Origin of the sequence: Mesobacillus campisalis, assembly GCF_000986785.1 — a bacterium.
Lineage (GTDB): Bacteria > Bacillota > Bacilli > Bacillales > Cytobacillaceae > Mesobacillus_B > Mesobacillus_B campisalis.
Genome location: NZ_LAYY01000028.1, coordinates 31,899 through 49,076 on the forward strand (window position 1 = coordinate 31,899; position 17,178 = coordinate 49,076).

The window sequence follows — 17,178 nt, forward strand, 5'->3', positions numbered from 1 at the left end:
GCTGGAGGCCGCGGCCAATAAAATAAAAGGGGTGCTAGATGCATGGCATTGTCTCATTTACAGGAAATCCGTTCCGAGCTTTTTGACACTATCGAAGGGCTGTCAGACCAGCAGCTGAATGAAATCCCTGCCTTTGGAGGCTGGAGCATTGCACAGGTACTGTTTCACGTCCATCAGGTGGAGATGTATTTTATCACTCTTGCCCAACAGGCATTGGAGGGGGCAAGTGAAGCGGTTAAAGATATTGACCTGTCCAAGGTGCCGGACCGAACGGTAAAAGCGAAATCGCCCATCGACCCGCCAACGGAACCGAAATCAAGGGAAGAGCTTGTCTCGAGGCTGAATCATTCCAGGGGAAAGGTCATTGCCTTTTTAAATGGAACAGACCCGGCTGTGCTGTCAGAGAAATCCGCCAAGCACCCGGTCTTTGGCAGGCTGAACCTGAAACAGACAATTGAATTCATCGGCGGCCACGAAAAGCGCCATATCGGCCAAATTGAAGAAATAAGGAAAAATCTCATAGCGATCTAGGATGGAAGGCACTCTTTAGTGAGGGTTTTAGGCTGCAGTCAATCTCGAATTGGCTGCAGTTTTTTTTATTTGTTATAAGAAGACCTTTCGTCACAATTTGGACACCGGTTTGGCGAATAAATCAAATAAATGATGCAATAACCTCAATAATTGATGCAATAACTAGAGGAATCTCGATGCAATAACCCCAGCAATTGATATAATTCCCACTCAATTGGATGTTTTTTGCTACAAATCAAGCTGATACCGCAGCATTAAGCTTCTTTTCGACCTCCGGAAGTCGGACTTGGTCACTTTTACGAGAAAAATATTAAAGTTTTCTAAAGAATGGTAGTATAATACATGTCAGCGTTATCATTTCGAAAATCGAAGTATACTATTTATAGAGGGTACATAACTAAAAAAAGATTGGAGGCTGCTGCTTATGAAGGTTCTATCATTTCTAAAACCATATCGCATTCCCATGGCAGCTGCCCTGTCGCTCATGCTGGTCGAGCTGGCTGTTGAATTATGGCAGCCGCTACTGATGGCCCGGATTATAGATGAGGGAATCATGAAAAATGACCAGGGAACAGTCCTGAGGCTTGGCGGGCTCATGCTTGGCATCTCCTTTCTCGCATTTGCCGCCGGAATTATTAATTCGTTCTTTGCTGCTTATGCCAGCCAGAATTTCGGGTTTGACCTTCGAAAAAGCCTGTTTGAAAAAGTCCAGGGCTTTTCCTTTGCAAATTTTAATAAATTCCCTCCCGCTTCACTGATCACAAGGATGACGAATGATGTGAACCAGCTGCAAATGACCTTGTTCATGTGCCTCAGGATTGCTTTGAGGGCACCGCTTCTTGTACTCGGCGGAGTGGGGATGGCGGTCGCTGTAAATATCAAGCTCGCCCTGGCGTTTATCCTGGTGATTCCGCCGCTGCTGGTGTTCCTCGTGTGGATCATGAAAAAATCGGCCGGACTGTTCAAAATGGTGCAGGAACGTCTTGACCATGTGAATGGCGTCATGCGCGAGAACCTCTCAGGAATCAGGCTGATCCGGGCGTATTCGCGGGGGGCCTATGAAGCGGATAGGTTCAGCAGATCCAATAAAGAGCTGATGGACAAAACGGTAAATGCTTTAAGGGCTACGGAAACAGCCATTCCCATCCTGCTGTTTTTCATGAATCTGAGCGTGCTGGCTGTCCTGTGGTTTGGGAACATCGATATTGCTGCAGGCACCGTCAGCGTCGGGGAGGTTGTCGCCATTGTCAACTATACAGCAAGGATTACGATGGCTTTCTCAATGTTTTCATGGATCATTATGGTTCTGTCCCGGGCGCAGGCGTCATCTGGCCGGATTGGAGATGTGCTTGGCGCCGAGGCAGATTTGACTTCGGGAGGGGAAAGACTGGATAAGGCCGAAGCTTCTGGCGGAAAAATCGAATTCAACCATGTTTCTTTCTCCTACCCTGATACAAATGTCGAAGTGCTGAAGAATATTGGCTTCACCGCCCATCCTGGCGAAACGGTAGCCGTGCTTGGGGCGACAGGTTCCGGAAAGAGTTCGCTGTTCCAGCTGATTCCAAGGTTGTATGACCCGACAAAAGGGAATGTGGCAGTGGATGGCAAAGATGTCAGGAAGCTTGAGTTTGACCATTTGCGAAAGCAGATAGGCTATGTGCCTCAGGAGGCATTGCTGTTTACAGGAAGCATCAGGGAGAATCTGGCATGGGGCAAAAGCGATGCCTCCCAGGAAGAGATGGTCAAGGCAGCAAAGGATGCGCAGATTCATGATACGATTGATTCCCTTCCGGACAAGTATGAAACACTGCTTGGACAAAAAGGGGTGAATCTGTCCGGCGGCCAGAAACAGCGGCTTTCAATCGCCCGGGCGCTCATAAAAAAGCCGCGCATTCTGCTTTTGGACGACAGCACCAGCGCCCTTGACCTGAAAACAGAGGCAAAATTGCTGAAAGCAATAAGGCAATATCAATGCACAACCCTGATTATTACACAAAAAATCAGCACCGCCAAAGAGGCAGACCAGATTCTTCTCATGGAGGAAGGTCGAATCATCGCCCAAGGCAAGCATGAAGAATTGCTTGCAGGGTCCAGGCTGTATCAGGAGATATACGAATCCCAGCTGGGCCTGGAAGAAACTAGCTGAAGGCGGGGCACACGAGGCATGGAGAGGTGATACAGGTGAAAAATGCGCAAAACAAAAGCAGCATGGCTGGAACAGTTAAAAGAATCTGGGTGTATCTCTCCTTCCATAAAGCACTTTTAACCGGTGTTTTCGCAATGGTCATTTTGAGCTCTGCTCTGGGGCTGCTCGGCCCATTTTTGATTGGCCGGACGATTGATACCCATCTTGCAGCGGGGAGTACGGAGGGCCTTGGCCTGGTTCTCGCCGGTCTGGCCATCGTTTATTTGTTCTATTCGGTCTCCCTATGGCTGCAGAATTTCTGGATGATTGGGATCGCGCAGGAAACGGTGTTTTCCATGAGGACGGAACTGTTTACCAAGCTGCAAAGACTGCCAATCCGTTTTTTTGATAAAAAGCAATACGGGGAATTAATGAGCAGGGTTACGAATGACATGGAAAATGTCAGCTCTACATTAAACAGCTCAGTTATCCAAATCTTCTCCAGTGTTCTTACCCTGGCTGGCACCCTGGCTGTGATGCTCTGGCTAAGCCCATTGCTGACCCTCGTGACCATGATGATTGTGCCGATTATGTTTCTGGGCATGAAATGGATTACGAGCAGGACTGGCAGGCTGTATAAGGAACAGCAAAGAAATCTCGGCGATTTGAACGGTTTTATTGAAGAGACCGTTTCCGGGCAAAAGATCATCAAAACCTTTTCGCAGGAGGAAAAGGTCATTCAGGAATTTCTGGTGAAAAGCGATCACTTGAAACAGGCGGGCTACTGGGCACAGGTTTATACAGGGTTTATCCCCAAGCTGATGAACATGCTGAACAATTTAAGCTTTACGCTTGTCGCAGCTGCAGGCGGGGTATTTGCCTTAAAAGGAATGATTTCAATCGGAACGATTGTCATTTTTACCGAATATGCACGCCAGTTCACACGGCCGCTCAATGACCTCTCCAACCAGTTCAATACACTGCTGTCTGCGGTGGCAGGGGCAGAAAGGGTATTTGACATCCTTGATGAAGGAGAGGAGGGTGCTGATGAGAAGGAGGCGCTCCGGCTTTCCGGGATAAAAGGGGAGGTTCAGTTCCAGGATGTCTCTTTTTCCTATGAAAAGGATGGGGATACAGTAAGAAGCCTTTCCTTCCGTGCAGGACAAGGCGAAAGTGTCGCCCTTGTTGGCCCAACAGGTGCCGGCAAATCCACGATAATTAATCTGATAACCAGGTTTTATGAACCGGACAGCGGAACCATCCTGATCGATGGACGGGACAGCAAAACGATAACGAGGGAGAGCCTGCGCAGGCAAATGGGATTTGTACTCCAGGATTCATTTTTATTTTCCGGGACCATCAGGGACAATATTCGTTACGGCCGCCTGGATGCAAGCGACCAGGAAGTAGAGGAAGCCGCGGCTGCTGCGAATGCGTATTCCTTTATAAAAAGGCTTCCGGATGGCTTTGATACAATTCTTAGCCAGGAAGGAGCGGGGATCTCCCAGGGACAGAAGCAGCTTCTGTCTATAGCGCGTGCGATTCTCGCCGATCCGGCGATTTTAATTCTGGATGAAGCAACAAGCAGCATTGATACCATTACGGAATTGAAAATCCAGGAGGCATTGGGAAAGCTGATGAAGGGTAGGACCACATTTATCATTGCCCACAGGCTTAATACCATCCACCAGGCGGATCAGATACTGGTCATTGAAAATGGGATGCTGCTTGAAAAAGGAACTCATAAAAGCTTGCTTCAGAAACAGGGTTTCTACCATGATTTGTATAAAAACCAATTTAAGCGGGACACAGCAAAAGCTTTATAGAAAAAAATAAATCTTTCAAAGTGTTTGACAGTTTGAAGAAGATGTACTAAAATCAATCCTAATTAATGGCAAAATCAAAGCATAACAATATACAAAATACTCTTATCGAGAGCGGCGGAGGGACATGGCCCGATGAAGCCCGGCAACCTTCAAGGAAATAACCTTGAAAAGGTGCTAATTCCTGCAGGCAGAAGTGCCTGAAAGATGAGAGGAGGAGCGGGGTCCTCTTCTTATGAAGAGGGCCCCGCTTCGTTTTTGAAGCTGTCCTCTCACACTGTGAACCTAAATGATGAAAGGATAGTGGATAAGATGAATTCAATTAAAGTGGCGATACTGGGATTTGGAACTGTAGGTGAAGGTGTCTACAGGACGGTGGAAACCCACCAGGAAGAACTGGCAGCTGTTTTGGGAAAAAAAGTGGAAGTTGTAGCCATCCTGATTAAAAATAAACAAAAAGACCGCGGCATTGGCAATGAGGTGCTGGTTACGGACGACTTTGAAGAAATCATGCACCTTCCGCAGCTTGACGTTATCGTCGAAGCGATAGTAGGGCGCGAACCAGCATTTACATACCTTCAGCGAAGTATTCAAAAGGGGGGCCATGTTATCACGGCAAATAAGGAAATGTTCGCTTACCATGGAGAAGAACTGAAAAAGCTGGCTGAAGCCCATCGCGTATCCGTTGGCTTTGAAGCAACCGTTGCCGGCGGCGTACCCGTCATCCAGACCATCCAGCAGCTGTTGAATATTAACCGAATTAAAAAAATTGAAGGCATCCTCAATGGAACCTCCAACTACATCCTTAGCGAAATGCGGGTGAATGGGCAGACATTCCCGGAAGCTTTGAAAGCCGCACAGGATAAAGGCTATGCAGAAGCTGATCCGACAAATGATGTTGAAGGCTTTGATGCTTTTTACAAGCTGTTGATTTTAAGCGAGATTGCCTTTGGGGAGAAGCCTGTTTGGGAAAGCGTGCCGCGTGAAGGGATTTCTTCCATTACGGAGGAGCAGATCACCCAGGCGGAAAACCTGGGCTTGCGGTTCAAGCTGATTGCTTCCATCCAGCTGGATGGGGAAAAAGTCATTGGTTCTGTACGCCCCACGCTGGTCACTGAATCTCATCCGCTTTTTAATATCGAAGGCGTAGAGAATTCCGTATCCATCGAAGGGGATATTGTTGGACGGATTACACTGCAAGGTCCTGGGGCAGGCATGCTGCCAACTGCCAGTGCCGTCATTGAAGACCTGATTCATGCGGTGCTTGAAACAAAGTTGCCAGAGGCAGAGGGTACCAGGAGGAGATCACTGCACGCCTCCAGGGATCAGAACAGAGTGCAAAACTGGCTGATTATGCCTCAAGGGGAGGTAAGCTTGCATAGAATTCCATCCTCATCTGTCACGGAGATTGAAAGCGGCTATTTTCTTCAGGCCAATGAGCAGGAAATTTCCGCTCTTCGCAGACAAAACCGCAGTGCCAGCATCTTTGAAGTGCTCGGCGACTATGCGGTCGAAAAAACCGTCAAGGTATACCTCTAAAGCTTCCGGTGATGTTCTTTAAATGGTTCAGTTTTGAGTACAAAATCCAAAAGGATGCAGTCCAATTCGCAATTGAAATGGGCTGCATTTTTATATATCAAGGGTACCCGTGCAGGCAAGGAATTCATAGGCGGAGAAATTCCGGTTAACCTCTTGATATAGGACTAAATTTAAGGGTTTAGATGCATATACACGGAAAAACTCCGCTTAATTGCGGGAAATGTTGGTATTTCCTGAGATAAGCGGTTTTTTTCCGTTTAATTTTAAAGCCGATAAATATTATCCCCGAAAAACTACTCGGGTTAATCAGGCAGATTATATTAAGCCCTGCTCTGTAAAAAAAATACTTACCTAAGTAATCATTTGTGTTATAATGTTCATATTGATTATTTACCTGGGTAACAATTGGAGGCTGAAGACGATGCAAAACACCCATATGCTATTTCACTCTGTGCATCAGCTGTCAAGGGAGCTGTCGAAGCATTTGAACGATGCGCTGGAGCCCTTTGGCCTGTACAGTTCACAATGGGCGGTGCTGTTTGTGTTAAAACAGGAAGGTACTTTAACACAAAAAGAGCTTTGTGAGTACCTTGCCGTTGAAGCTCCGCCGATGACGCGGACCATCCAGAGACTGTCAAGGCAGGGACTGGTTGAACAGCACCAGGGAGCAGATAAGCGGAAAAAATATATCATGCTGACCGAAAAGGCAATCGGGAAGTTCCCGGAATGGGAAGCTGTGGTGATGGAGGCGAATCATACTTTGCTGAAATCATTTGGGAGCCAATCACAGGAGGAACTTCAGGCGCTGCTTACGGAATGGCTTGGGATGATTAAACAAGAGTCCAGAGGCAAAGGGAGGGGAAAACAACAATGAGTGATCAGCAGCCGAGACTTTGGACCAGAAACTTTATCAGTATTTCTGTCAGTAACTTCTTTTTATTTATGACGTTTTATTTTTTATTGGTAACTCTGCCAGTGTATGTGCTGAGCGATATGGATGGAAAGCCGGCGGAAGCAGGACTGGTTACGACGGTGTTCCTGCTCTCCGCCATTATCATACGTCCCTTTGCGGGCAAATGGATGGAAAAGGCTGGAGGGGCGAAAATCCTGCTCTTTTCTTTGATTCTTTTTACAGGAGCTTCAGCATTGTATCTATTCACTGATACACTTGCCGGGCTGATGGTGGTTCGATTTATTCATGGCATAGGCTTTGGCATGGCGACAACGGCTACCGGAGGAATCGTTGCCAGCATCGTGCCTGATGCCAGGAGAGGGGAAGGGATGGGCTACTTTGTCCTTTCCTCCAATCTGGCCATGGTACTTGGACCGTTTCTTGGCTTGACGGCCATGCAGGAGTGGGGAATGAAGACGATGCTGATAATGGGGTTGGCATCATCTTTCATTGGCCTTTGCGCTGGTTTATTTGTTTCAGTGCCAAGGGAGCCTGGGAGCAGCGCTTCAAGCAGGGTAAAGGGTTCCTTCAGTTTCAGGGAACTTTTTGAAGGAAAAGCCATTCCCATTGCCCTCACAGGCGCCTTTTTTGCCATTGTCTATTCTTCCATCCTGTCCTTTGTGTCGATTTATGCCGATGAGGCGGGCCTTAATAGTGTTTCCAGCTACTTCTTTGTGGTTTATGCGGCAGTGCTGCTGGTCTCTAGGCCATACACCGGAAAATGGTTTGACCTATACAGCCCGAATGCCATTGTCTATCCGGCCATCACTTTGTTTGCTGTTGGCATGCTGCTTCTTGGATCGGCCCATTCAGCGCTGATTTTCCTTGCAGCTGCAGCCTTAATCGGGCTTGGGTGGGGAACCTTGTTTCCCAGCTATCAAACCATTGCCATTATGGCCGCTCCGCCAAAGCGGCGCGCAATGGCGACCGCTACTTTCCTGTCAATATACGATATCGGCATTGGTCTCGGATCCTTCCTTATCGGAATGCTTGCTGCAAAAGTGAGCATTGGTACAATCTATTTTTACAGTTCCATTTATGTACTGGCCGGCATCGGGGTTTATTACCTGCTTCAGGGGCGCAAGCTTCAACGTGGGAAACAACCTGAAGGTGTGGAAAGTATGTAAAATTGAAAAAAGCGAACCGGCCATCCGGTTCGCTTTTTTATCCACAAAAAAAGGCTTTAGTAACTTGCGTCTTCACAAGAAGTATAAGATGAACATTGAATAAACTGCCGCGGTATATTTATTCCACTTGGTGATTTTTATAACCTAAACGACGTAAGCCCTACCTCTCTTACATCCTTACGGCTCCGAAGCCGATCCAGTGTGAATAAGTTTGACACTAAAAAAATTTTAAGCAGAACGCCATTCGTTTATTGACGTAGATTTCAAGTTACTAAATTACTGGGGAACTGTGTTATTATACTTCATTGATAAAGATTTGTCAAATAGTTGGAAGATGGCATCGGGATGTGCCCTTAAAGGTTATCCAGAAAGTTATTCACATAATAAAACTTGCCAACAATATCCTCCACAGGTTTATCCACATTATCCACATCTACACTGGGGTTTATCCCCTATATTTGTCCACAAAAGGAGGGGATAAGGGATAACGCTGGATTTAAAAGGTATTAACAATTTTCATCCCCATTATCCACAGCGTTGTGGATATGTTTGTTGCCTGCGGTGCTGCAAACGGCTCTTATGTGAAATCCTTGTGAACACCATTGTTGTACAGTGAAATTTATTGTATAGTTATCTTATCGAGAGTTAGTGAATGTTTTCACAAACTTTCCATTCTCTTGCCATGATTACTGTACATCCCCTCCCCCAGAACAAAAAGCACAACCAGTAATGGTCCTGCTTTTTGTTATCTTTCCAGATCTTTTCTTCATTGAAAAAAGGTTAGCGTTTGCGTCCTTTTGCCCTGGCATCTGCTGCCTTTGAACGCGCCATGGCTTCCAAATCCTCGTGGTCTGCAAGGTCCCGGTCAAATTCAACATCAAGGCCGTCAGACTTCATGTTCTTAGGCACTTGTGGAAGCTTATTGGTATTCTTATCCCTGCTTTTATTCCCGCGTGAACGTCCCATTGTCAAACTCCCCTTTCGGATATAAGAGCTGGAAATGAAACAAAAGTACGGAAAACCAATGTTTCCGTACCTTTATCTTGTGCTAATTTTCAGGGAGTTATAAATGGGAATTATTGATCGCGCTTTTTGTTGGCAAAACCGCCAGCCCTGTCTGCCGCTCTAAATTCATGGTTGTAAGTTACTTCCTGCATGCTGGAAAGTGTGTGTCTCCGTTTTTCTTTTCGCTTTCTTTCTCCTGCCACTGTTAATCACCCTTCCTTTTCATATCCTTAAAATTATTTCCATATAAGGAGGGATTAAACAGGGTCATTTTTTAAAAATTTCAGTGAGTGCTCCATGCAAGGTTGGATAATTAAATTCAAAACCATGAGCAAGCAGCTTTTCCGGCAGAACACGCTGGCCTTCCAGGACAAGGAGGCTCATTTCTCCAAGCAGCATTTTAAGTGCGAAACCCGGAACTGGAAGCCAGTGCGGCTTGTTTAGGACAGATGCAAGCTCTTTTCCAAATGTTTTCATTTGAACAGGATGGGGAGCGGTGAAGTTTACGGGGCCCGATATGGCTTCTTGTTCAAGGACAAACCCCAATGCCCGGGATACATCCTCAATATGGATCCATGACAGCCATTGTCTTCCTGTCCCAATGGTCCCTCCTGCAAACATGTTGTATGGAGTGACCATTTTCGGCAATGCTCCTTCGGCTTGGTCAAGGACGACGCCAAAGCGGCAAAGGACAATTCTGACACCTAACTGCTCTGTTTTTGCAGCAGCCTCTTCCCATTGGATAACGGTATCAGCAAGGAAATCAACCCCAGGAGTTCCCGCGTTTTCCGTAAAGGTCTCTTCCTCGGATGTACCATAATAACCGATGGCACTGGCATTTATTAATACGGCAGGCTTGAGCGCAAGCTTGCTTATGATTCTGTGGATTTCGCTGACAGCCTTCAGTCTGCTTTGAACAATCGCTTCTTTTCCCTTGCTGGTCCAGCGGCTGTTGATGGTTGTGCCTGCCAGGTTCACAAAAGCCTCTGCACCCTCCAGTTCTTTGTCAGGCTGGTCTCCCTCATTGAGCCAGCGGACATAATGCAGGCTGGAGTTGCCGGTCTTCTTTGGAGACCTGCTTAGGATCATGACTTCATGTCCTTGTTTAATAAGATGGCCGGTCAGGTGCCTGCCAATCAATCCTGTCCCGCCTGCAATGACAATTTTCACTTTTTACACCCCCATCAAAATTCAACCTTATAACTACTTTCCGTGTGATTCGCTCTAAATCCTTTAAGCAATATGGTAAATTATAAAAAGAGGTGAGAGAGATGCCCGTTATATCCAAAATAGTGCTCCAAAAGCATAATAAAGAACGCTATAGCATTTTCACAGACAGCGGGGCAGGAGAAGTGTATGCCTTTAGTGTGGATGAAGATGTGCTGATTAAATATCAGTTAAAAAAAGGAATGGAACTTGATGAGTCCGCCGTTGCTGATATGCTTTTTCAGGATGATATCCGCAAGGCGTACAATGCAGCGGTTCACTATCTATCGCACCGGATGAGGTCCGAGGGGGAAGTGAGGGAATACCTTCAAAAAAAAGAAATTTCCGAACCGGTCATTCAGGAAGCCGTTGATAAACTGTATCAATTCAATTTTCTTAATGATGAGGAATTTGCCTTGGCATTTGTCAGGACCCAGATGAATACTACGGATAAAGGGCCGGAAGTGGTCAAAATGGATTTAAAGCAGAAGGGGCTCAGCGGAACGATAATCGAGAGAGCCTTAAAGGAGTACCCGCTCGACGTTCAAGTGGAAAAAGCCGTTCAGCTTGGCCGGAAATATGCGGCAAAAAACCAAAAGGACTCATCCCGGATTTTAAAACAAAAGCTCGAGCAGCTTCTAATCCGGAAAGGCTACCCGTTTCAGGTTATTTCCATTGCGATGGAGGATGTTACCGTCGAAAAACAGGAAGAATTTGAAATGGATGCGCTGATTTATCAGGGCGAAAAACTCTGCCGAAAGCATTCGAAGCTGTCAGGGGCGGAGTTCACTCAAAAAATAAAGCAGGGCTTATACCAGAAAGGCTTTCCAATGGATATGATTGAACGCTTTATGGAAGACCTGGATGGTTAAGATTAAAAAAATTGGCTGACCTGATAAAAGGATGCCCCCGCCCGTTTGGACTTTTAGGCGGGGGCTTTTCCTACCCTTTCGTTTTGGACTCTATAATAATGGTATCCTGGTCAAGCTGTTCGAGAATGAGCTTGGCTACCTCCTGAGGTGACCTGAATTTTGCAGGATTTTCGACATGGTTGCTTCCCTCCCAGAAGGGAGTATCCATGCCGCCCATATACGCTGCGATGAATGTGATGTTCGAGCCTTCATATTCTTTTTGCAGGGATTCGGTGAATCCCCTGATCGCGAATTTGCTGGCACTGTAAATCGCTTCATGCTTTTTCCCGCGCAGGCCCGCAGTGGAAATGATATTCAAGACCAGCCCTTCCTCGTTGTTTTCAAGATAAGGCAGGACGGCCTTTGTCATGTGGATGGTGCCTAATACGTTTGTGGAAAACGTATCTTCGACCTCCTGGTCCATCGCTTGACTGAAAGGTCCAAAGCAGCCGATTCCCGCATTATTAATCAGTCCATATAGATGATGATGTTTATTTAGAACAAGCATTTTCTCCTTGATATCCTCAGGGTTCCTGATATCGAGACTCAGAATGGAAGCATGCCCTTCATCTTGTTCAATCTGTTGTTTAACCTCATTGAGAGCGGCCTCGCTCCGCCCGATCAGGACAGTATGATAGCCCTGTTTAGCGAGCAGAAGGGAAAGTTCTTTTCCCAGACCTGTCCCGGCCCCGGTTATAATGATCGTTTTCATGCGGGCTCCCCCCTTCTTCATATCTTTATCCCACCTTAACGGGCAGTAAGACCCCGCCAGGGCTATCGTGGACCAAAAGAGATATAGGGGTCAACTGCCCCCTAAAGGTCCGACAAGATTTTTCTTAGAGCTTTAGCTCTTAGAAAAATCAGTCAGGCGTAGCGTGATAAGTGCGACTAACCCTCAGTGATGGAAAATATCTCTCTGAGGGAAGTCTTCTTTATTTATATCCAATAATCGGCTATGATTAAACCGAAACGACTCGGGGAGTGAATACGATGCAGCGTGAGAAACGGTACAGTGAACTGTCGGAATACGAATTGAAACAGGAAATCGCCACCCTGAATGAAAAGGCTAAAAAGGCGGAACAAATGGGAATGGTGAATGAATTTGCCGTGCTTGAAAGAAAGATGGCCATGGCAAAGGCCTATTTAATAAATCCGGACGACTTCAAACCGGGAGAAATTTATGAAGTCGAAGGGGATAATGGAAGTTTCTTCAAAATTGATTATATGAACGGTGTGTTTGCGTGGGGATATCGCCTCAATGGCGACGGGCGAGAAGAAGCGCTGCCAATCAGCCTGCTGAAAAAGCTGGAGCAAAACCAGGAATAAACCTGATTTTGCCTCAGCACCTGAAAAATGCAGGAGAAGCCGGTTACAATTAAAAGTCAGGTGTATCGCTGTCTCTATGGCTTGATGCGTGCATTCTCTCCTGAGGGTGTGTGTTAATGCTGCCATCCGCCCGGCGGGAATTGTATTCTGCCTTGGCTCTTGGCTCTCCTTCAAAACGGTTGCTGTTCATATGTGGGAAATTTCTGGCTTTATTTCGCATAGCGGCCTCCTTGAAGGTAATGCGTGCCATTGGAAATGCACGCATTGTTAGTATTGGTGATTAAACGGGACTTTAGTACAACGGAAATATTTGCACATGGGAGTGAACTAAATGAATGATTATCATAAAAGGCTTGCCGATCTCCTGATGGAAAAAAACGAGCATATTTCACGTCAGCAGGCACTGACGTGGGTCGAACTTCTATGGGATGATTTCGAGACTACTTCTGCCAAGGCTGGAAGAGAATACAAGGGCAGTGAGCTAACCGAGAAAATCGTCACGCAGTGGATTCAGCATTATGGAGACAAGCTGCATGAATTTGTGGCAACAAACCCTAAATACAAGCATTTCCTCGAAGATGATGATAAAAAAATGCATTAAAACAGCGATGCCATGAGGGCATCGCTGTTTATTTGGGATAGCCTTAACCTGGAAGGAACTCCAGCTTTTTCTGCAATTTCTCTTCGCTGTAAATCCAGCCAGTATAGGAACTAAGGATGTTTAAATCGAGTCCGAGCTTTACCACGGCGACAAATGGATAGTGGCCGTTGCTGCGGTAGCGCAAGTCGATAAAGCGCACCTCATAATGGTCTTCAAACTCATCCATTTCCCAGCGATAGACCGGAGAGAAGGAAAGAAAAGCGGATAGGTTGACATCTTTTTTCGCTGCTTCGAGCACAGGTGTTTCCGGCACAGGCACCCGGTTAAAATGGTCAAGAATCGTCACCTTCAGGCCGTGGGCCCTGCCAACAAAGAACTGATGCTCATTCATGACCGCAACCCGCCATTCGCTGTTTTTCATGGTAGGGGCGATGATGATATCCGTTGCTTCCGGGATCATTTCCTCCACGATTTTCTGGAGCTTCCGCTTGTACATAAAGCGGTGAACATAGTAAATGACAAGCACTCCGTAAATCACCAGGAAAGTGTAGCCGGGATGGGCTCCAAAAATCCAGAAAAACAAGCCGCCTATATGGATGGCGAAAATGAATGGATCAAAAGTATTGATTACCCCCAACGCCAGCCATTTAGCCGAGAACGGCCGTAATGCCTGGGTCCCGTAGGCATTGAAAATGTCGACAAACACATGCAGAATGACTGCAAGGAACGACCAAAGCCAAAGATGGAACAGGTTGGCTTCCGGCTGAAAAAAATAAACAGCAGCCGTAACCAGGAGCGGCCACAGGAGTACGGCCGGGATGGAATGGGTAATTCCCCGGTGGTTGCGGATATATACAGCATTGTTCCTCAGTTTTAACACGGTATCGATATCCGGGATTTGTGAACCAATGACGGTTGCAGCGAGAACAGCCGTGGCTGTAGCGCTGCTGCTGGAAACAACAGGATCGAGGGTGGCCAATCCTCCCAGAGCAATTCCCATCACAACATGTGTGCCTGTATCCAAGGAAAAACCCTCCTTTTCAGGAAATTGTATAATTGCCTATACGCTGCCTTGTAACATAATTGATAATAGTTTACGTTAATATGGTCAAACAATCCGAAACCATTTGACGGTATTATATATATTCCCAAAAGGAACTACTGTTTAACATGTGGAGGCCCAAAAGTGATCAGTAACAGTTTGAAGAATTTGAAAAATGTGGAAAAAGATGCATTCAGGAGTGATCTTATCAGCTGGTTTGAGAGGGAGCAGAGGAATCTGCCTTGGCGAAAAGACCAGGATCCATACAAGGTGTGGGTTTCTGAAATCATGCTGCAGCAAACAAGAGTTGATACGGTCATACCTTATTTTAATCGATTTTTAGAAGAATTTCCATCAATTGCTGACTTGGCCAATGCCGATGAAGAAAAAGTTTTAAAAGCCTGGGAGGGGCTTGGGTATTATTCCCGAGTACGTAATTTGCAATCGGCCGTCAGGGAAGTGGAAGCAACATATGACGGGAAAGTTCCGGATACCCTTGAGGAAATATCAAAATTGAAGGGAGTCGGCCCTTATACAGCCGGGGCGATTTTAAGTATCGCTTATGGAAGACCGGAGCCCGCAGTCGACGGAAACGTAATGAGAGTGCTGTCCAGAGTCCTCTTTATCTGGGAGGATATTGCCAGGCCGGCCACCCGTAAAATCTTCGAAGAAGCGGTAAGGGAACTGATCTCGAAAGAAAATCCTTCCTATTTTAACCAGGCCTTAATGGAATTGGGTGCACTCATTTGCACCCCAACTTCCCCGTCCTGCCTGCTTTGCCCTGTCAGGGAACACTGCCAGGCTGCGGCGGAAGGGGTACAGGCAGAGCTCCCGATTAAAACGAAAAAGAAAAAACAGCGTCCTGTAGAGCTCGCAGCGGCCATCCTGGAGGACGGTCAAGGAAGAGTACTTATCCGTAAAAGACCGGAAGAAGGGCTGCTGGCCAGCCTATGGGAATTTCCGAGCGTAGAAGTCCATTTGGAGTTCGGCAGTGAAAAAGACCAGTTTCAAAATGATTTTGCTGATTTATATGGCACCCAGGCGAGGCTTGGCGAAATGCTGGGGCGAGTGGAGCACGTATTTTCCCATTTGATCTGGAACATTCACGTCTTTGCCGGAAAACTGGGGGCAGGCCTTCAGGAACAAAAAAATTTGCGTCTGGTCCATCTTGAGGAGCTCCGAAACTTTGCTCTCCCGGTGTCCCACCAAAAAATCCTTACACTATACAAAGAGAGCAAAAAAGGGGGCTGATGCAGCCCTCTTTTTTAGTCATAGGTCACCTTTGTTCCGTGCGTCCAGTCGGCTTCATTCCGGTTCAGGCCGCCGCGTCTTTCAATTTCTTCAATGATTTGCCGGTGGAGGGACTGCCCCTCGGCATTTAAATAAGGAACAACCTGCTGCATGGAATGATGGAAAAAAGCGAGTTCACTATCCTTCCACTCGGTTTTCGATACCATTGACAATTCCGTCATGTCCCGGCCTACATACATGGTTTCTCACCCTTTCTGTAACGTACCTGCATGATTGTAGTTTTTGTTCCTGCATTGTCATCTATACCTGTTCCGGCTAAAATGAAAACAAATAGATAAAGAAGGGATACTGATTATGTCGAATAAAGTGGCACTTGTTACAGGAAGCAGCAGAGGAATAGGAAAGGCCATCGCCCTGAGGCTGGCGGAAGAAGGCTATGACTTGGTAATCAACTATGCCCGGAGCAAAAAGGCAGCGCTGGAAACAGCGGAACAAATTGAGGCAATGGGAAGAAAGGCGCTTGTAGTCAGGGCAAATGTTGGCGATGTTGAGAAAATCAAAGGAATGTTCGCAGAAATAGATGCCGAATTCGGACGTCTCGATGTTTTTATCAATAACGCAGCTTCCGGAGTGCAGAGACCTGCAATGGAGCTGCAGGAGAATCATTGGGACTGGACGATGAACATCAACAGCAAAGCTCTCTTGTTTTGCGCCCAGGAAGCGGCCAGGCTGATGGAGAAAAACGGTGAGGGCAAGATTGTCAGCATCAGCTCGCTTGGATCAATCCGTTACCTGGAAAATTATACGGCGGTCGGCGTTTCAAAGGCAGCTCTGGAAGCCTTGACCCGATACCTCGCCGTCGAACTCGCTTCAAAAAACATTGCTGTCAATGCCGTATCAGGCGGGGCCATTGATACGGATGCACTGGCCCATTTTCCAAACAGGGAAGAGATGCTTGAAGAAGCGAGACTGAAGACACCCGCAGGAAGAATGGTGGAAATTGAGGATATTGTCAATGTAGTCATGTTCCTCACTGGCGATGGAGCCGGCATGATCAGGGGCCAGACCATCATCGTTGATGGAGGAATTTCCTTACTGGTTTAATGGGGAATTATTCTTCCTGTTTTTGGTTTTTATTTGTTCGGATAACACCTTCATGGGCTGGTTATATTAATATTCGTGGAGGTGATAACGATGGCAAACAGACAAAACCAAACTCAATCAGGTACAAACATTCAGCAAGTACGCCAGCAAAACGCTCAAGCTTCTCAAGGAGCAAGTGCCGGCCAATTCGGTACTGAATTTGCTAGTGAAACAAACGCTCAGCAAGTACGCCAGCAAAACGCTGCTGCTTCCCGCGGAGCACAACAGCCGACTTCTTCTTCTGGTTCAGGCCAATTTGGCACTGAGTTCGGAATGGAAAGCCAAACTAACGCTCAAGAAGTACGCCGCCAAAACCAGCAAGCTGAATCTAGAAAGTCTCAAAACGCTGGACAATTCGGCCAACAAAGCTAATTTTTCTATAATTGAGGGCACCCTTCCGCTTGGGAGGGTGCTTTTTTAGTTGTTTTACGGAGGAGCGGGGGGAAAGAGGCGCTGGCGGTAGCTCTCAATACCCGAAAATCAAGAGAGGGTGGAAAAAAAGGCACTGACAGGCTCTCTCAGTACCCAAAAACCCAGAGTATCCCCAAAAAAAGGCACTGACGGTAGCTCTCAGTACCCAAAAATCAAGAGAGGAC

Annotated in this window: 19 protein-coding genes and 1 riboswitch; of the genes, 12 read left to right on the forward strand and 7 right to left on the reverse strand. The window is 46.7% G+C overall.

The features are described 5' to 3' along the window. The first annotated feature begins 42 nt into the window (after nt 1–42). The 6 genes from WQ57_RS18800 to WQ57_RS18825 all read left to right on the forward strand — a co-directional run bounded on the left by WQ57_RS18800 (nt 43) and on the right by WQ57_RS18825 (nt 8,097). Nucleotides 43–531 carry a DinB family protein gene (locus WQ57_RS18800; RefSeq protein ID WP_046525307.1) on the forward strand — a complete coding sequence of 163 codons (489 nt, stop codon included), beginning with the start codon at nt 43–45 and terminating at the stop codon, nt 529–531. A gap of 424 nt (nt 532–955) precedes the next feature. Next, nucleotides 956–2,677 carry an ABC transporter ATP-binding protein gene (locus tag WQ57_RS18805; RefSeq protein WP_046525308.1) on the forward strand — a complete coding sequence of 574 codons (1,722 nt, stop codon included), beginning with the start codon at nt 956–958 and terminating at the stop codon, nt 2,675–2,677. A 62-nt stretch (nt 2,678–2,739) separates the two neighbouring features. Beyond that, nucleotides 2,740–4,482 (forward strand): ABC transporter ATP-binding protein, encoded by a 1,743-nt coding sequence (locus WQ57_RS18810; protein WP_084820326.1) that lies wholly within the window; start codon nt 2,740–2,742, stop codon nt 4,480–4,482. Nucleotides 4,483–4,581: 99 nt separating this feature from the next. After that, nucleotides 4,582–4,693, forward strand: a riboswitch (SAM riboswitch). A gap of 98 nt (nt 4,694–4,791) precedes the next feature. Continuing rightward, nucleotides 4,792–6,018, forward strand: coding sequence for a homoserine dehydrogenase (locus WQ57_RS18815; RefSeq protein ID WP_046525326.1), 1,227 nt, complete (start codon nt 4,792–4,794; stop codon nt 6,016–6,018). A gap of 421 nt (nt 6,019–6,439) precedes the next feature. Continuing rightward, a complete protein-coding gene (locus WQ57_RS18820) occupies nt 6,440–6,892 on the forward strand; it encodes a MarR family winged helix-turn-helix transcriptional regulator (protein WP_046525310.1) in 453 nt (150 codons plus the stop codon). Next, a complete protein-coding gene (locus tag WQ57_RS18825; RefSeq protein WP_046525311.1) occupies nt 6,889–8,097 on the forward strand; it encodes an MFS transporter in 1,209 nt (402 codons plus the stop codon). The genes WQ57_RS18820 and WQ57_RS18825 overlap by 4 nt, the downstream gene beginning before the upstream one ends. A 780-nt stretch (nt 8,098–8,877) precedes the next feature. On the opposite strand, the gene WQ57_RS18830 is transcribed toward WQ57_RS18825, so the two are convergent. The 3 genes from WQ57_RS18830 to WQ57_RS18835 form a co-directional block, all read right to left on the reverse strand. Beyond that, complete coding sequence (locus WQ57_RS18830) at nt 8,878–9,063, reverse strand: YfhD family protein (RefSeq protein ID WP_046525312.1); 186 nt, start codon at nt 9,061–9,063, stop codon at nt 8,878–8,880. Nucleotides 9,064–9,173: 110 nt separating this feature from the next. Further along, the gene (locus tag WQ57_RS26300; protein ID WP_084820324.1) at nt 9,174–9,305 is read right to left on the reverse strand and encodes a YfhE family protein; all 132 of its coding nucleotides are present in this window, start codon (nt 9,303–9,305) and stop codon (nt 9,174–9,176) included. Between the two features lie 64 nt (nt 9,306–9,369). Beyond that, complete coding sequence (locus WQ57_RS18835; RefSeq protein ID WP_046525313.1) at nt 9,370–10,272, reverse strand: TIGR01777 family oxidoreductase; 903 nt, start codon at nt 10,270–10,272, stop codon at nt 9,370–9,372. Nucleotides 10,273–10,373: 101 nt separating this feature from the next. Here WQ57_RS18835 and recX point away from each other — a divergent pair, with 101 nt between their 5' ends. Continuing rightward, entirely contained in the window at nt 10,374–11,180 is an 807-nt protein-coding gene (gene recX / locus WQ57_RS18840; protein WP_046525314.1) for a recombination regulator RecX, read from the forward strand. A 70-nt stretch (nt 11,181–11,250) separates the two neighbouring features. Here the strand turns inward: recX and WQ57_RS18845 are convergent, their stop codons facing one another. After that, nucleotides 11,251–11,931: an SDR family NAD(P)-dependent oxidoreductase gene (locus tag WQ57_RS18845; protein WP_046525327.1), complete on the reverse strand. Its 681-nt coding sequence runs from the start codon at nt 11,929–11,931 to the stop codon at nt 11,251–11,253. A gap of 278 nt (nt 11,932–12,209) precedes the next feature. Between WQ57_RS18845 and WQ57_RS18850 the strand changes: the two genes are divergently transcribed. Continuing rightward, nucleotides 12,210–12,545 carry a YfhH family protein gene (locus WQ57_RS18850; RefSeq protein WP_046525315.1) on the forward strand — a complete coding sequence of 112 codons (336 nt, stop codon included), beginning with the start codon at nt 12,210–12,212 and terminating at the stop codon, nt 12,543–12,545. Between the two features lie 49 nt (nt 12,546–12,594). Here the strand turns inward: WQ57_RS18850 and WQ57_RS18855 are convergent, their stop codons facing one another. Then, the gene (locus WQ57_RS18855; protein ID WP_046525316.1) at nt 12,595–12,765 is read right to left on the reverse strand and encodes a small, acid-soluble spore protein K; all 171 of its coding nucleotides are present in this window, start codon (nt 12,763–12,765) and stop codon (nt 12,595–12,597) included. A gap of 111 nt (nt 12,766–12,876) precedes the next feature. Here WQ57_RS18855 and WQ57_RS18860 point away from each other — a divergent pair, with 111 nt between their 5' ends. Next, complete coding sequence (locus WQ57_RS18860) at nt 12,877–13,146, forward strand: YfhJ family protein (RefSeq protein WP_046525317.1); 270 nt, start codon at nt 12,877–12,879, stop codon at nt 13,144–13,146. Between the two features lie 43 nt (nt 13,147–13,189). Here WQ57_RS18860 and WQ57_RS18865 read toward each other — a convergent pair whose 3' ends face one another. After that, entirely contained in the window at nt 13,190–14,170 is a 981-nt protein-coding gene (locus WQ57_RS18865) for a metal-dependent hydrolase (protein ID WP_046525318.1), read from the reverse strand. Between the two features lie 165 nt (nt 14,171–14,335). On the opposite strand from WQ57_RS18865, the gene mutY reads away from it, so the two are divergent. Next, nucleotides 14,336–15,439, forward strand: coding sequence for an A/G-specific adenine glycosylase (gene mutY / locus WQ57_RS18870; protein ID WP_046525328.1), 1,104 nt, complete (start codon nt 14,336–14,338; stop codon nt 15,437–15,439). A gap of 14 nt (nt 15,440–15,453) precedes the next feature. Here mutY and WQ57_RS18875 read toward each other — a convergent pair whose 3' ends face one another. Further along, on the reverse strand, nt 15,454–15,678 hold the full coding sequence (locus tag WQ57_RS18875; RefSeq protein WP_046525319.1) for a hypothetical protein: 225 nt from the start codon (nt 15,676–15,678) through the stop codon (nt 15,454–15,456). 115 nt (nt 15,679–15,793) lie between these two features. Between WQ57_RS18875 and fabL the strand changes: the two genes are divergently transcribed. Further along, nucleotides 15,794–16,543, forward strand: a complete 750-nt coding sequence (fabL, locus tag WQ57_RS18880) for an enoyl-[acyl-carrier-protein] reductase FabL (RefSeq protein ID WP_046525320.1) — start codon at nt 15,794–15,796, stop codon at nt 16,541–16,543. A 90-nt stretch (nt 16,544–16,633) separates the two neighbouring features. Then, the gene (locus WQ57_RS18885; protein WP_046525321.1) at nt 16,634–16,954 is read left to right on the forward strand and encodes a gamma-type small acid-soluble spore protein; all 321 of its coding nucleotides are present in this window, start codon (nt 16,634–16,636) and stop codon (nt 16,952–16,954) included. Nucleotides 16,955–17,178 lie beyond the last annotated feature (224 nt).

Excerpts from the sequence above, each read along its gene's own strand:
- WQ57_RS18800 (WP_046525307.1), top strand. The coding sequence starts at position 43 with ATGGCATTGTCTCATTTACAGGAAATCCGTTCCGAGCTTTTTGACACT.
- WQ57_RS18805 (WP_046525308.1), top strand. The coding sequence starts at position 956 with ATGAAGGTTCTATCATTTCTAAAACCATATCGCATTCCCATGGCAGCT.
- WQ57_RS18810 (WP_084820326.1), top strand. The coding sequence starts at position 2,740 with ATGGCTGGAACAGTTAAAAGAATCTGGGTGTATCTCTCCTTCCATAAA.
- WQ57_RS18815 (WP_046525326.1), top strand. The coding sequence starts at position 4,792 with ATGAATTCAATTAAAGTGGCGATACTGGGATTTGGAACTGTAGGTGAA.
- WQ57_RS18820 (WP_046525310.1), top strand. The coding sequence starts at position 6,440 with ATGCAAAACACCCATATGCTATTTCACTCTGTGCATCAGCTGTCAAGG.
- WQ57_RS18825 (WP_046525311.1), top strand. The coding sequence starts at position 6,889 with ATGAGTGATCAGCAGCCGAGACTTTGGACCAGAAACTTTATCAGTATT.
- WQ57_RS18830 (WP_046525312.1), bottom strand. The coding sequence starts at position 9,063 with ATGGGACGTTCACGCGGGAATAAAAGCAGGGATAAGAATACCAATAAG.
- recX (WP_046525314.1), top strand. The coding sequence starts at position 10,374 with ATGCCCGTTATATCCAAAATAGTGCTCCAAAAGCATAATAAAGAACGC.
- WQ57_RS18845 (WP_046525327.1), bottom strand. The coding sequence starts at position 11,931 with ATGAAAACGATCATTATAACCGGGGCCGGGACAGGTCTGGGAAAAGAA.
- WQ57_RS18850 (WP_046525315.1), top strand. The coding sequence starts at position 12,210 with ATGCAGCGTGAGAAACGGTACAGTGAACTGTCGGAATACGAATTGAAA.
- WQ57_RS18855 (WP_046525316.1), bottom strand. The coding sequence starts at position 12,765 with ATGCGAAATAAAGCCAGAAATTTCCCACATATGAACAGCAACCGTTTT.
- WQ57_RS18860 (WP_046525317.1), top strand. The coding sequence starts at position 12,877 with ATGAATGATTATCATAAAAGGCTTGCCGATCTCCTGATGGAAAAAAAC.
- WQ57_RS18875 (WP_046525319.1), bottom strand. The coding sequence starts at position 15,678 with ATGTATGTAGGCCGGGACATGACGGAATTGTCAATGGTATCGAAAACC.
- fabL (WP_046525320.1), top strand. The coding sequence starts at position 15,794 with ATGTCGAATAAAGTGGCACTTGTTACAGGAAGCAGCAGAGGAATAGGA.
- WQ57_RS18885 (WP_046525321.1), top strand. The coding sequence starts at position 16,634 with ATGGCAAACAGACAAAACCAAACTCAATCAGGTACAAACATTCAGCAA.